The organism is Microbacterium galbinum (genome assembly GCF_023091225.1).
GTDB classification, from domain to species: Bacteria; Actinomycetota; Actinomycetes; order Actinomycetales; family Microbacteriaceae; genus Microbacterium; species Microbacterium galbinum.
Genome location: NZ_JAHWXM010000001.1, coordinates 2,174,360 through 2,189,021 on the forward strand (window position 1 = coordinate 2,174,360; position 14,662 = coordinate 2,189,021).

The window sequence follows — 14,662 nt, forward strand, 5'->3', positions numbered from 1 at the left end:
CGACGGAGCGCCCGGGCATCCGCTCTCTCGAGGGATGCCCGGGCGCTCTCAGGGCGTCAGCCGCCGGCTACTCGGCCGTGCGGCGTCGGCGGATCACGAAGAACGCACCCGCGGCGATCAGACCCAGTGCGAACACCAGGAATCCGACCGCGAGCCCGCCACCGGTGATGGCGAGGCCCTGAACGATCACCGTCGCCGACGCGTCGTCGGAGTCGGTCACCGCGCCGCCGAGCGGATCGGCACCGGCCGCGGTGACGACGTTCTCGATGTTCTGCGTCGTGCGCTCCAGCTCGAGCACCACAACAGCCGCCTCACCCGGCAGCAGATCACCGACGGTGATCGACTGGTCGAGCTTCGGGTCGTTGAGAACCACGTCGGTCAGGGGCGAGTTTCCCGTGTTGGTGACCGTGAGCTGCCAGTACGTCGCAGCCCCCGACGCGACCTCGACGGTCTCGGTCCAGGGCCCGTTCTCGGCAGCCGAAACGAGCTTGTCGACCGCGAGACCGGACTCGACGCCGAAGTACCACGAGTCATCGGCGGCGACGAGCGTTCCCTCGCCGGCGGGATCGGATGCCTCGGCCGTCACCGTGTTGCGGTATTGGCCGACGATCGCGGTTCCCGAGGCCGTGAGCGTGACGCTCTCGCCCGGCTCGAGGCGATCGATGACGTCTTCGAACACGAGCGTGCCCTCGGAGTCGACGTCGGTGACGAGCACGTCGATCAGCGGAAGCTGCCCGGTGTTCGTGACCGTGTACGCCCACTCGACGTCACTGCCCGGCGTGAGCCAGAGACCCGGAGCCGAGGTGACCTCTTCGCCGTTCGTCGTCTTGACGATCGACAGGCCCGACTCGCCCGCCAGGTACCAGGAGTCGTCGATCTGCGGCGCGGGCTGCTGCGGCAGAGCCGCACCCTCGTCGTCGACCGCGGTCGCGGTGGCCGTGGCGGTGTTCTGGTACTGACCGGAGACCGCGGTCCCCGTCGCTTCGAAGGTGCGCGTCTCACCCGGCAGGAGCGGACCGTCGGCCTCGCTCGTCGGGGTCAACGTACCCGTCGTTCCGGAGCCATCGGTGAAGGCATCCGACACCGCGATGTCGTCGAGAGGCGCGTCGCCCGTGTTCGTGACCTCGTAGGTCCACGTCACGGTCGACCCGGCCGCCACGAGGGCACCCGGTGCGGCGTCGTACTCGACCCCGTTCGTCTTCTTCACGAGCGAGAAGCTCGGCGTCGCGAGAACGGTCACAGCCGCCTCGTTCGAGACGAACTCGACCGGAGTGCCGCGGTAGACGCCCGAGATCGACGCCACGTTGGTGTCGCGCTGGCCGTAGCTCAGCTCGCCCAGGTTCTCCACCGGCACGACCAGCGTGAAGTTCGCCCCGCTGGTCAGCGTTCCCGCCGAGATGCGGAAAGCGGTGGCCCCGACAGGCTCCGTGCTCCACGTTCCGGTGGTGGCGCTGGCCGCGTCGGTCGAGTACTCGACCGACGCGCCGTCCGGGGCGCCGGTGATGGGTCCGGTGAGACGCGTATCGAAGTCATCGCCGTCCGCGATGCTCGGCAGCTTGTCGAACACCACGGTGTCGGTGACCGGGTCGGGCAGGATGTCGCTCACGTAGATCTGCCAGAACGACGATGCTCCGACCTCGGTCTCGAGTGCCCACGGGCCGCTCGCCGAGGCGCTGGAGAGCTTCGAGATCAGCAGACCACCGGCCGTGTTGATCGAGGTGCGAGCCGTGGCGACGGCGACCGACTCGCGCGCCGGGTCGAAGTCGCGATCGTCCGCACCGAAGAATCCGCCGTAGCCGATCATGCCCACGGTGGCCGGCGCGGTACCGCCATCGGCCACCGACAGGAAGCGCGGATCGTTGACCGTCGCGTAGGAGTACGAACGCACCGAGGTGTTGTCGGGGTCGTACGCCTGCGCCAGCGCGATCACCGGGATGCTGTACTTCCATCCGGCGTTCTCGGTGTAACGGTTGTTCGCGGCCTGCGGCGCCCGCATCGGCGGCAGCTCGTCGAACGAGAACACCAGCACCTGCTGCTCGCAGCCGTCGGCGTCGAGCACGCGCCCGGTGGCGTCGAGCGTCGCGCCCGCACCCAGTGCCGGAGTGGCAGGGATGCCCGCGTATACGGCGTTCACCGGCACGATGGCCTGCGAGGTGTCGTAGAAGAGACCGCAGGGCAGAACGACGCGCAGCTGCGAGTCGGTGTACGTCTCGGACGGGTTCTGGTTGACGATGCCCGCCGTGACGAGCCCGCTCGGTCCGCCGACCGACAGCGACGAGGGCACTCCGAGATTGGTCGTCACGTAGACCGAGTCGATCGGGGTGATCGTGCTGGATGCCTCACCGGCGAGTCCGCCACCGGTGACCGCGACCGTGTTGGTCTGCGGGCCGGGCGAGACGCCGGGCGCGGCATCCGACGGCTGCACGCCGGTTTCGACATCGCGGAAGACGGGCTGGAACGCCATGCGCACCTTCGCCTCGGAACCGACGGGAACCGTCTCGGCTCCCGGGGCGATGGTCAGGCGCCAGCCCGAGAGACCGGAACCGGCCGGGAGGATGAGCGAGTCCTGACCGGGGTTGACCCATCCGCCAGATCCGTCGACCTGCACGGCGACGTTCAGGCCCGCGCTCGTGCGGCCGGTACCGAAGATCGCTCCCGTATAGGTGTTCCAGGTGCTCGACCCGTCGAGCTGGTACTCCAGGGTGTACGGCAGGTCGGCGGCGGCGAGGCCGCTCGAGAAGGTGACGAGGATCTGCTGGATGTCGACATGACGGAACCACGAGGCGTTCGGCGAACCGGTCGCTCCCGAGTCGGTGAGTACGAGCTGGTCGATGTTCGGAGCATCCGACGGCCCGGTGTACGACCCGGCCGTGTGGGTGAGGTGGCTCAGGAATCCGGCCGATACCGGCCCCTCGTCGCTCTTCGAGCCGACGACGGCCGCGCCGCCACCGGGAGCGAAGGCCGGACCCTGCGTGTTCGCGGGCGTTCCCGCGTGCGGCACGCCCGCGGCATCCGTCGTCTCGAGCTGCACGGTGTTCATCGGAGGGCGCTGGCCCTCTTCCCACCCGGGAACCGTCTCGGGGTAGCGTACGGTCAGCCAGATCGCCTGGGCGGACGGGTCGACGACCTGCCCGTCGGGGCCGTATCGACCGTCACGCGACCACACGGCGGTCGGCCAGGCAGAGGTGTCCCACGAACCGCCGTTAAAGGCGGCGGACGCCGCGACGAACTCCGTACCGGCGGGGAACGTGTCGGTGAGCTCCTGGCCCCACGAGGCGAACGTGTTGCCGGCGTCGGGGTTGCTGGTGCGCACATTGAAGCGATACGTCACGGTGCGGTTGTCGCCACCGGTGATCACCTCGAATGTCTTACTGGCGGAGTAGTTGTTATCTCCCGTCACCGCCGTGATGGCCGACTCCGAGGCGACGGGGCCGCTGGGGCCTCCGACACCACTGATCGTCGTGGTGAGGGTCGTTCCCTCATGCTTCTGCTCGTACCGGTCCTGGCCGACCGTGTAGACGATGGCGAGCAGCGGCTGCGTCGTGTCGGCGAGCGTCAGCACGAGCGTGCGGGTCGCCGGATCGTAGCTGTAGCTCGCGACCGGCGATGCGCCGCCCGTCGGCACCGAGAGGAAGTACGTGCCCTCGGGCAGCACGGTCGTGAGCACCACGCCCGTCGCCGGGTTCGCGCTGTCGACGCCCTCGAACTCGAGCGTCGCGGTGTAGTTGAAGTTGCTGCCGATGCCCACGCTCTCCGGAGCGTCGAGCGTCAGGGTGTAATCGCCGGTGGCCGCCTGGGCGGCAGCGGGAACGCTCAGCAGACCGGTGACGGCCAGGATGAACGACAGCACCCCCGCCAGCCACGCCCGCCGAGCGCCTCCTCGTGCGACCACGCCCCCGCGCGGTCCTCTCTCGTTACTCATTCCGTTTCCTCCCCGTCCAGATGGTGTGCGGCCGGCGCCGAGCGCCAGCGATCCTTAACTAGACGAGCGACGGCCCGGAACATCACCGGGACGGGGCGGATGCCGTGTCACACGTCGTCTGGATCGATGAGGGGGGTCGTTCCCAGCAGCCCCAAACGGGTCGCGGCGGCGACGGCATCCGCCCGCGATCCGACGCCGAGCTTTCGGTACAGCGACGAGAGCTGCGTCTTGACCGTGTTGCGCGAGACCTTGAGCTCGACGGCCATCTCGGCGAGCGAGGCCGACGTCGACGCGGCAACCAGCACGCGTCGTTCTCGATGCGTGAGCGGATGCCGCAGCAGAGCTTGACCGACCGTCAGCGTCGACGACTCGGAGAGCGGGATCGAGTCGGGGTCGCGCACGAGTCCGCGCAACGCCTCGAGCACGTACCCCGGCACCCCCGTGAACAGGCGCGCCCCGCCCTGCGCCGCATAGGCGGTGGCCATCGCGGCCGTCGCGGGGCTCAGCGAGGCCTCGTCGAGCACATCGGCCCAGGCGAGCAGCAGACGCGACTCGAGCTGCACGTGCGGGGTGGCATCAGGGTCGGAGACGATCACCGTGCTGAGGCGGCGAGCGCGTTCCCGATCGCCCGAGCGGATGGCCACGCGCATGCGCGCGAGACGGGTGAGGATGCCGGTCTCGTCGTTGTCGCTCACGCGCGATGCGGCGAGGGGCTGATCCATCGCGAGGAACGCGTCGACCCGCAGCGCCGTCACCGCGTCGGAGGCGAGGGAGCGCGCGGGGATGAGCTGGGTCGACTGCGCGACCGTAACGAACTCGAGCGCTTCGAGGGGGGACTCGCGGGCGAGGGCGTCACGCGCGAGGGCGAGCAGCTTGAACGGCCAGAGTTCGTCGGCGGACTCCAGAAGCGTAAGGGGCGCGAGCGCCGACGCGGCGTCGTTCTGCTGCTCGACGGCGATGAGTGCCCGTGCTGCGCGCTCCGTGCTCGCCGAGAAGCGCTGGAAGACGGTGGGGGCGCGCACCGGGTGTTCCTGGGCCAGCGCGAGGGCCTGCCGAGCGCTGGCGATCGATCCGCGCACGATGTGCGCGAGCGCGGACTTGCCGAGAGCGTCACGTTCGCTGTCGTGCAGCGTGGCGGTCGCCGCCATCCGCCGGGCCTGTCCGAATCGGCGGACGGCCGTCGCCGTGCGTCCGTTCAGCAGCTCGGTGAACCCGCTCTGCGCCATGAAGAACGCTGCCGGCCCGTCGGCGACGAGGCCCTCGGCCTCCGCCGCACGACTCCAGTCGGCGAGGCGGGAAGCCGATCGGTTCGCCGCGGAGTAGTCGCCGGCGAGCCGTGCGGCGAGGAGCTGCACGAAGTGGATGCCACCGGCCTCCTTCGCCGCGACCCGGCGATGATCGAAGAGCAGCACCTCGCGGGCGCGCTGCGACCCGGCCACCATCGCGAGCTGCCCGAGCGCTTCGAGGGGGAAGTGCCGGGCACGCACCGTCACGGGCAGTGATCGGAAGGCCTGCTCGAAGGCGTCGTAGTGGGCGTTGAGCAAGGGCCACACGTGCAGGGTGAGTGCAGCAGCGACGGCATCCTCGTCGCCCGAGTCCAGCGCTTCGGTGAGCGCCGCTTCGGAGACGGCGCTGATGTACGACGACATGACTCAGAGGTCCGTGCCGTCGACCGGAGCGCTCACGCGGCGACCGTCACGGACTGCGCCCCGGGCAGCGCCGCATAGGCCTGCAGGCCCGCCCGGCATCCGGGGCACTCGTGCGCCGCGGCCACGGCGGGATGACCGGCATTCCACGTGTGCTTCGCACCCACCAGCAAAGCGATCCCCTCCTGGTCGGTGCCGCACCCCGCCCCGGGGCACGCCCGCCGAAGGCACTCGGCCACCAGCTCGGTCCGCAGCGCGGCCTTCGCGCGGTACACCGCCGAGCTCACCCGCCCCGACGAACGGCCGAGCTCGAGAGCGACCTCCTGCGGCTTGCGACCGTTGATCAGCACCTCGGTGAGGAGCATCCGCTGTTCGTCCGACAACCGCGCGAACGCCACCCCGACGATCTCGTTGTCGATCGCCGCGTGGATGCGATCGGTCTCGTCGTGGTGCGCGAACTCGTGCACGTTGGCGTCATCGAGCGCGACGTTGCGCGACCGCGGAGCGCGCATCTCGTCGCGCAGACGATTGCGCATCGTCTGCGCGATGTAGGCGTGGGCGTTCTCGACCGGGCCGCGACCCTGCGACCACTTCTCCCAGGTCGCGAGCAGGGCGACCGAGAGCAGTTCCTCCGCCTCCATCGCTCGCCCCGCGATCGCACGCGAGAGGTTCAGCAGAGTCGGCATGCTCCGAGTGAACAGCACATCGGCCGCCCCGCGCTCCCCCGCATTCGTCGCACGGGCGAGGTCGTTCTCATCCCCTGCCGCAGCATCCGTCGCGAAGCGCGTCGGTCCATCCACATCGATCATGTCTCCCCTTGCAGCGGACGGCAGTCGCCCGCTCCCCTTATGAGAAGAGAACAAGAAGAGGGGTGTTCCGAAACGGCAACGTCGGAGAAATCACCCACGAGTTCACCCACTCACTCACCCTCTGCGGGCTCGATGCGGCGGGGTCGATGCGGAGCGAGAGCCGAGAAGGAGAGGCGCTGGGGAACGCCCCTCCTTCTTCGCGACGCTGCGGGGTCATGTGGGAGGAAGGCTCCGCAGCCGCGGGCGAGCCCGCTCCATCGAGGCCTGGGGAGGTCCTCATCTTCTAGACGAGCGACGGGCGGGAATCTCACCCGCCCCGCGTGGGTTCCTGAGCCCATCGAAGGGCCCCACCCCGGTACCGTGAGGGGGATGGCCTCCCCGACTCATCGTCGCCCGACGACTCGCGTGCTCCTGATCTGCGGAGCGCTGGCCGCGGTGCACCTGCTGATCCACTTCGCGACCGCCCCCCTGCTCACCGCGCTCGCCCCGCTCGCCCCGCCGATGTACGCACTGGTGGCCGGAGTGCACAGCCTCCTGCCGTTCCTGGCCCGGCGGCTGACCGATGTGCCGGGCACGGCCGTGCTCACCAGTGCGATCGCCGCCGTCTTCATCGCGGTCGCGAACACCGCGGGAGTGATCGTGATCTTCCCGCTGGTGCTGGCCGGAGCGGTCATCGACCTCGTCGTCTGGCGCACGCGAGGCACGGGCGCGCGGGTACGCCGACGGTATCTCCTGGCGGCGGTGTGCGCCGGGACGGCTCTCTTCGGGGTCTCCATCGTCGTGTTCTCGCCCGAGCACCTCTCCCCGGCGATCCTGCTGGGATCATTCCTCGGGCGCATCGTCGGCGAGTTGCTGGCGTCGGAGCTCTCCGGCGCCCTCGCCTCCGCCCTGCATCGCGCCGGCGTCGGACGAAACCGTACGGAGGCACCTCACAACAGCCCCAGCTCGTAGGCCCGCCCGATCACCTCATCGCGAGTCGTCGACTCGAGACGGCGGTAGAGCGCCCGTGCGTGCGACTTCACGGTGTTGGTCGATAGGTGCGATTCGAGCGCGATCTCACGCACGGTGAGGCCCCGCTCGAGCCCGAGGAGCACGTGCTGCTGCTGGGGCGTCAGGCGCACCCGATCCGTCGGATCCGGAAGCACTTGGCGTGCGCCGTGATCCGGTGGCAGGAGCGCATCGAGCGGCCCTCGCACATCGGCCGGCACGCTCAGCGCGGCGAACAGCAACCCGCGCTCGCCGATCGCCGCTCTGAGATCCGAGTAGCTCTCGGCCGCACTCATCCCCCCGGGACGGCGATCGGTGGCGACGGCGTGCACCGTCAGGGCCTTCACCCGCGCGCGGATCGTCTGCCTCTCCCCCAGCGTCGCCGCCGCACGACGCGCCGCCCCGACGACGTCTCCCTCGACGAGAGCGAGCTGCGCGCGCGCCACACGGTTCACGAGGTGGTCGTCCTGAGCGTCGATGACGAGGCGAGCCTGACGCGTCTGCCCCAGGGAGAGCAGGAGATCGACCTCTCCCTGGGCCAACAGGGGTCCCATCGTCGTGCCTTCGCCCAGCCACTCCGCGTACCTGACGCGATCCGAGCGCAGTGAATCCAGCGCGCTGAGCCGGTCCCCCCACGCCAGCGCGTAGCGCATCCGAGCGTAAGAGACGGTCGGCCCCCAGCTCTGCTCGGCGTTGACGGGCTGATCGAGCAAGCGCACGGCGGCCTGGGCCTCGGACGACCGGAGACCCTCGATCGCGACGAGGCTCCGCGCGACATCCGCGGTGAGCGCGATCCGGGAGCGATACCAGCCGTCGGCGGTCGGTGCATCGTCGTGACGCTCCAGCCAGGAGCGCGCCTGCTCGATGTCGCCCTCCAGCGCATGGAAGAGGGCCGACTTCCCGGCGGCATCCCTTTCGACGTAGGCGACGCGGGACTGATGAGCGCGTTCGTAGGCATCGCGCAGCCCGACGGCGGCGCCGGGGAGGTCGTCGGCGAGTCCGCGCGTGATCCCCGCCTGCAGCAGCGCCGGCGGCAGACGATCGTGCACGAGTGCGGGCTGATGCACCGCGGCGATGCGCCCGAACATCTCCACCAGCCGGGCGAGTTGGATCGCGCGTGACATCCTGCCTCGCACGCGGAGCGCGATCATGCGCGACGAGGCGACACTGAGCAGGCTGAGCGCTCGCTCCGAACGTGCGAGGGACTCCAGTTTCGCGGTGTCGTCGGCGTCGGGGAGAGTGGCAGCGCCCAGCATCCGGTCGACGGCGTCCGCCGAGGAGTGCAGGCGGATGTCGCGCACGGCCGCGGCTCGGGCATCCTGCTCGAACGCACCGAGCGGCACGGCCTTCAGGGTCAGGTCGAGGAGCTCCCGATGCTCGTCCAGGAGCAGAGACCAGTGTGTGCCGAGCAGTTGCACGGCCGACGACCAGTCCTCCTCGTCGAGCGCGCGGCGCAGGCCGTGCTCGACCTGGTCGGGGGACGGTCGGAGGCGCACGTCACCCAGGGGATCACTGCTCATGAGGGGAGGGAATCGCTCTCTTTTCTCCTATGCAATATACCGAGCGGCGACCGACCTTCGGGTCGTCGGCCGCCGCTCCGTACGCGGGCGCGACGCTAACCCCGTCGCACCCCTTGCCGCCGCGAGACCACGACCAGTCCCGCGCCGGCGAGCATCACCAGAAGGGCGAGGAGAGTCCACGCCCGGGGGTCGCCGCCGGTCGTGGCCAGCGGGCCCGACGGACCCGCCGGCGAGGGAGCAGCGGGAGCGACCTCGACGATCGTCACACTGGCCGTCGCTTCGGCATCCGCCCGGGCGTCACCCACACCCGTCGCGGTGGCCGTCGCCACGTTGACGACCTCCCCTGCCGCGGCCTGCGCGGCCGTGACCTGATACTCCTCGATCGCCGCGCACGCCACCGTCTCTCCGGGAGCGAGCACGTCGGCCTCGCACTCGATCGCACCCGCCATCGGGTCCGACACCTCGAGACCCGAGAGCGTCGCCGCGCTCGGGTTCGTGACGGTGAAGGTCCAGCGGATGCGGTCGTTCACCGTCATCCTGTCGTCACCGTCGACGTCGATCGGGGTACCGACCTTCTCGAGAGAGAGGGAGAGCACGCCGATGAACGGCAGTTCACTGGTCGACGGATCGGCATCGACCGTCGCATCGCCGAGCACGCTCGCCGTCGCGGACGCCGTGTTGGTGATGCCGCCGGCATCCACGTCGTCCTGCGTGACCTCGTACGCAGCGACGCAGTCCACGTACTGACCGGGCAGGAGGCTTCCGGTCTCGCAGCCGATCTCGGAGAGCTCGCCCGTTCCGGAGAACGCCCCCTCCTCGACCTCGATGCCCGAGACCGTCACGTTGCCGGTGTTCGTCACCCGGAAGCGGTACTCGATCTCCTGCCCCGCCGCCTCGATGCCCTCGACGTCGGCCGTCTTGACGATCGCCAGGCCGGGCACGCGCTCGAACGAGAGATCCTCGCGCGAGGGGTCGGACGCGATCGGCCCGCCCGGACCGGTACCCGTCGCGGTCGCAGTGTTCGACAGCGAACCGGCATCCACGTCGTCCTGCGTGATGACGTACGTCGCCTCGCAGATCAACTGGTCGTCGGGATCGAGGGTGCGCGAGACATCGCCGCAGTCGACGGCCGAGAGGTCGCCCGATCCGGTGAACTCGCCCTCGACGACCGCGACGCTCTGGAGCGTGACGTTGCCGGTGTTGGTGACGACGAACGAGTACGTGACCTCTTCGTCGACCGCGAGGTCGGTCGGGGTCGCGGACTTGACGATCGTGAGGCCCGGAGCCGCGTCGATGATCACGGGGGCCGACGACGGGTCGCTCGACACGACGTCATCCGCCGGGGTGGTGGCGTGGGCCACCGCCGTGTTGTCGATGCGTCCGTTGTTCACGTCGGCCTGGGTCACCGCGTACGTCGCGGTGCAGTCGACGGAGTCGCCCGGCGCGAGGGAGCCCTCGGCGCAGTTCGCGACGACGTCCTCGCCCGATCCGGTGAACGCCGTCTCCTCGATCTCGATGCCCTCGAGTGTGACGTTACCGTCGTTCGTGACGGTGAAGACGTACGACACCTCGTCACCCGCCGCCTGGATCGGATCGGATGCCACCGACTTCACCAGGGAGAGAGCGGGCGCCGCGGTCACGTCGACGGTCGCACTCGACGGCTCGGACTCGGGGCCGTCGACGCCGGCGGGAGCCGACGCCGAGGCGATGGCCATGTTGGTGATCGCTCCGGCATCGAGGTCGGCCTGCGTGACCTCGTACGCGGCGGAGCAGGTGACGACGTCGCCCGGGGCGAGCTCGCCCGCCTCCGCCGGACACGTGACGACCGGAGCCGTACCCGTTCCCGAGAAGGCGGTCTCGTCGATCTGCACGTCGGTGACGGTGACGTCACCGGAGTTGGTGACCTCGAAGGAGTAGGCGACCTCGTCCCCGACGCCGTCGACGATGGTCGGCGATGCCGACTTCACGAGCGTCAGCGCGGCCGATCGGATCAGGTCGTCGGTGTCGGAGTCGTCGGCAGCCAGGATGACACCCGGGAGAGCCGGATCGCCCGCCTCGACCCGGACGCCGTTGACGATCTCGTCCTGCGTCTCCGCGGCCTGCACGACGCGCACCGTGACGGTGACCTGCTGGGTCGAGCCCGCCGCCCCCGTCGCGGCATCGCCGTCGCCGAGCCGGCCCGACGGCGCCAGGGACGCGATGCTCCAGGTCACCGTTCCTCCCGGGCGCAGGCCGTCGGCATCCGCCTCGCCCTGATCGGTCACCACGCCACCCGCGCTGGCCGAGACGAACGCGAGGGTGTCGGGCAGGGTGTCGGTCACGACCGCATCCGCGATCGCCTCGCCCGTGAGCAGGTTGGCAACGTCGATCGTGTACGTGAACTCCTCGCCCATCGCGACGGTGTCGACGCCGTCGGTCTTGGTGATGCCGACGAGGGCGTCTCCCTGCGCGACGACGAAGCACGCCTCGGTGGTGTTGTTCGCGTCGACGGGGTCGGACATCAGGCCGGAGACCTCGGCCCCGAAGCACGTGTCGTCACCGACCAGCTGGTCATCGGGAATGACGGCGGGCAGGTCGAGCGCGTTCGGTTCGTCGAGCGCGAGCATGCGCGATGCGCCCTCCGCCGTCACCGGATCGCACGTCAACGTCACGGGTCCGAGCACCGAGCCGTCGGCGGCGACATCATCGGCATCGCACACCCACCCCTCGGGGGTCAGGCTGGTGATGCGGATGCCGGCAGGAACGGCGATCTCGACGGTCGCCGGCGCAGCCTCCGACCCGCCGAGGTTCGTCACCACGAAGGGAACCGTGCCGGGGCGTCCGGCCTGCAGCGGCAGGCGATCGGGCACCGAGACCGCGAGATCGGCCTCCTGCGTGGTCGCGCACACCGGGCGCGGTTCGGTCGGCAGTGTGCTGGCGCTGTCGATGGCGACCGAATTGCAGGCGATCGCGTCGGCGGGGGCGCCCGGCACGACGTTGGCCGTGAACTCGAACGACGACGATTCTCCCGGTGCGAGATTGCCGCTCACCTGCGCGCGGATCGCGGAGGCACCGAACGCGCCGGCCGTCCACCCGGTGGTGCATCCGGGGTTCGTGGGGAGCACCTCGGTGCGGCACGGATTCTGCGACGCCGAGTAGCTCAGCGCCATGTTGAAGGATCGGAAGGTGACGGTGTTCAACGTTTCGGCGAACGTGCTGCCGCGGCCGTCGCCGACGTGCGGCAGGATGTCGTAGCCGACGATGCCCGAGAGCACGGTGTTTCCCGAGTTCACGAGCGTGACGCGGTAGGTGATGTCACTCGCGTCGGGATCGACGCCGACCACCACGTCGGGGTTCGACACCCACACGCAGTCGTCGTCGGTCACCACGCAGATCTCCTTCACGACGTCGAGACGTGCCACGCCGCTCACCGAGACGCTGATGGAGTTCGAGGCGAACGCCTCCGTGATGTTGCCGTCTCCGTCGACGTCCGTCGTGTCGACGACCTTTCCGCCCCATGTGGTGGTGTCCGGAGCGAACGCATTGCGCGAGTCTCCTGTCCAGACGTTCGCGACACTGCTCGTTCCGGCGGCGACCGCCGAGGTCGGGCTCGCCGAGACGCTCATCGTCGGCCAGGTCGCGTTGGCGCCGAACGTCGCCCCGGTCGGCCACGAGGCGATGACCGCCTGACGCGTCACGCCCGCGATCGTCACGTTCTTGGAGGTGAAGCTCACTCCCGGCGGCACGGTTCCCGCGGCGAAGCTCGCCGAGTTCGGAGTGATGTTCCACCCGATCGGTGCGATGAAGACGTACTGCGGTGAGACCGTACGGTCGGCCGGAATATTGGCAGTGGCGCCGTTGACGCGGTACGTCACCTTGCCCCCGGGAACGACCTGTCCGCCGCCCTCGACCACCGGTGTGCCGACGAATCCCGCGCTGAAAGCGGGCGCCGCGGCGGCGACCTTCGGGGTTTCGCGGAAGATCACCGCTGCGGTCGAGGTCACCGGGATCGGGGAGATCTGCGGCTGATCGGGGTAGGTCATGGTCGCCGACGCAGCGTTGCGCCACGTGAACAGCGGGCTGCCCACCGGAAGGTCGTACCCGTAGTTGATGCGGAAGAGGGTTCCGGCCGTGCCGCTCGGAAGCAGGTTGGGGCCGGCCAGCGAACCGGAGGTCACGGTGGCCGCGGTCAGCCACGAGCCCGCCGGGGCCGTGTAGGTGGTCGCGGTCGTGGTTCCCTGCGTCGTCGTCGTGCCGTCGGTGATTGTCCAGGCGATCGTCGGTGCGGTCGCGCCGCCCGAGGTCGTGATCCGCCGCACGCGCACGTCGGAGTTGCCCAGATCGTTGTCGACCACGGTCGCGATGCCGGCGACGTTGCCGCGGTTGTAGGTGTCGACCTGCCAGAAGCGGTCGGTGCGCGTCGCGAATGGCGCGACGGTCTGTCCCGGCGTGCAGACGCGGTTCCAGTCGTCGCGGCCGCTCGTCGGACAGACCAGTCCGGTCGTGTCCGGCGGAACGTTCACCCAGCGGGATCCGTTGATGTCCTGGTCGGCGTTGCCGATCTTCGTCTGCTCGGCGCGGCCGAACGGCTCGACCCGCACGACGTCGTGCCGGAACGAGGTGGTCGCCGTCTTCACGGTCTGCGCGTCGTCGAGGTAGGTCACACTGACATCGACGTTGTTGGTGACGGGAGCGATGAAGTCCGCTCCGTCCGCCGACTCGGGGAAGGCGCTCGCGGGATAGCGGACCGTTACGGTGCGCGGGTTGTATCCGTACCCCTGGGTCCAGCCGCCCACGGCGGCGACACCGAATCCACCGGCCGCGGTCGCGCCGGACTTCGTCCAGGTCACGGTGTGATTCGCCGCGTCGTAGACGCCGCCGTCCCCGGCGCTGACGAACTGCGCCTGGGCAGGCAGCCGATCCACCACGCTGTAACTCTCGCCGCAGAGCAGGTTGCCCGCGGCGGTCCAGCGACCGGAGCCGCGGTTGGTGAAGCACCCGTCCGACATCGCGACCGTGTAGGTCATGTCGGTGTCGGGGCGCACCGTCGCCGGACCGGTCTTCACGACGGTGGGCGTTGCGGGCAATGCGATCTGCCACGTGACCGGCGCTGCAGTGGCCGTGGCGGGTCCGACCGCGTTCGGCGAGGTGATCGTCGCCGAGTTGCTGATCTGGTAGCCGTTCGGGAAGTAGGCGGGAGCCGCGGCGCCGGGCGCGCTGGCATCGATGTCGCGCACGTACTGCACGAGGAACGTCGACGACGTCCCGGCCGCGACGGTGCCCAATCGCACGGTGACTCCGCCCGTCACCGTGTTGGCGATCGTCGCGCCACCGCCGGCGGGCGGTGTCCACGTCTCGTAGCGGTGGATGCGGAAGGTGCCGTAGGTCGGGTCGAGGGCGACCGCGGGCAGCGTGACCACGGTGTCGGTGCACTCCGCGACCGAGCAGGAGTATGCGATGCGGTATCCGAGACGGTTGTTCTGCTGTCCGTAGCCGGTCGCCGTCACTGCCTCGCCGGTAGTGGGATTCACCGGCGTGATCTCGATCGAGAGCACGGCGGGTCCCGCCGCGTACGCCGCGGGCGCGGCCACCAGCATCATGGTGACGGTGGCGAGCGTCGCCAGCATGGCGACGGCTGCTGTGCGCAGGCGCGAGGGCGCGCGAGATGGACCGGTCATTGAACTCCCCTTCAGAAACCGCAGGGCGACGCAGAGGTCGCGAGGACAGAGCCTCATCTGCATGTTGTCGTCTGAAGGGTCGCCGAGCCGCTGCGAAGGCGAAACTTCACCCTCGCTTCAC

Annotated in this window: 6 protein-coding genes; 1 reads left to right on the forward strand and 5 read right to left on the reverse strand. The window is 69.8% G+C overall.

The genetic code is table 11. The annotated features are described in order from the left end of the window. Positions 1-67: 67 nt before the first annotated feature. The 3 genes from KZC52_RS10395 to KZC52_RS10405 all read right to left on the reverse strand — a co-directional run bounded on the left by KZC52_RS10395 (position 68) and on the right by KZC52_RS10405 (position 6,377). Positions 68-3,922 (reverse strand): CLIPPER-2 domain-containing protein, encoded by a 3,855-nt coding sequence (locus KZC52_RS10395; RefSeq protein WP_247623976.1) that lies wholly within the window; start codon positions 3,920-3,922, stop codon positions 68-70. Between the two features lie 107 nt (positions 3,923-4,029). Beyond that, entirely contained in the window at positions 4,030-5,571 is a 1,542-nt protein-coding gene (locus KZC52_RS10400; RefSeq protein ID WP_247623977.1) for a helix-turn-helix transcriptional regulator, read from the reverse strand. Between the two features lie 32 nt (positions 5,572-5,603). Beyond that, positions 5,604-6,377 (reverse strand): RNA polymerase sigma factor, encoded by a 774-nt coding sequence (locus KZC52_RS10405; protein ID WP_247623978.1) that lies wholly within the window; start codon positions 6,375-6,377, stop codon positions 5,604-5,606. 369 nt (positions 6,378-6,746) lie between these two features. Here KZC52_RS10405 and KZC52_RS10410 point away from each other — a divergent pair, with 369 nt between their 5' ends. Beyond that, a complete protein-coding gene (locus KZC52_RS10410) occupies positions 6,747-7,328 on the forward strand; it encodes a hypothetical protein (RefSeq protein WP_247623979.1) in 582 nt (193 codons plus the stop codon). On the opposite strand, the gene KZC52_RS10415 is transcribed toward KZC52_RS10410, so the two are convergent. Together KZC52_RS10415 and KZC52_RS10420 are read right to left on the reverse strand one after the other, a co-directional pair. Then, positions 7,307-8,884, reverse strand: coding sequence for a LuxR family transcriptional regulator (locus KZC52_RS10415; protein WP_247623980.1), 1,578 nt, complete (start codon positions 8,882-8,884; stop codon positions 7,307-7,309). The two genes, KZC52_RS10410 and KZC52_RS10415, sit on opposite strands and share 22 nt — an antisense overlap. Positions 8,885-8,979: 95 nt before the next feature. Further along, positions 8,980-14,541, reverse strand: a complete 5,562-nt coding sequence (locus KZC52_RS10420; RefSeq protein WP_247623981.1) for a CLIPPER-2 domain-containing protein — start codon at positions 14,539-14,541, stop codon at positions 8,980-8,982. Positions 14,542-14,662: the final 121 nt, after the last annotated feature.

What these genes read in the sequence shown, in the direction of transcription:
- KZC52_RS10420 (WP_247623981.1), bottom strand. Translation starts at nt 14,541, where the DNA reads ATGACCGGTCCATCTCGCGCGCCCTCGCGCCTGCGCACAGCAGCCGTC.
- KZC52_RS10395 (WP_247623976.1), bottom strand. Translation starts at nt 3,922, where the DNA reads ATGAGTAACGAGAGAGGACCGCGCGGGGGCGTGGTCGCACGAGGAGGC.
- KZC52_RS10410 (WP_247623979.1), top strand. Translation starts at nt 6,747, where the DNA reads ATGGCCTCCCCGACTCATCGTCGCCCGACGACTCGCGTGCTCCTGATC.
- KZC52_RS10400 (WP_247623977.1), bottom strand. Translation starts at nt 5,571, where the DNA reads ATGTCGTCGTACATCAGCGCCGTCTCCGAAGCGGCGCTCACCGAAGCG.
- KZC52_RS10415 (WP_247623980.1), bottom strand. Translation starts at nt 8,884, where the DNA reads ATGAGCAGTGATCCCCTGGGTGACGTGCGCCTCCGACCGTCCCCCGAC.
- KZC52_RS10405 (WP_247623978.1), bottom strand. Translation starts at nt 6,377, where the DNA reads ATGATCGATGTGGATGGACCGACGCGCTTCGCGACGGATGCTGCGGCA.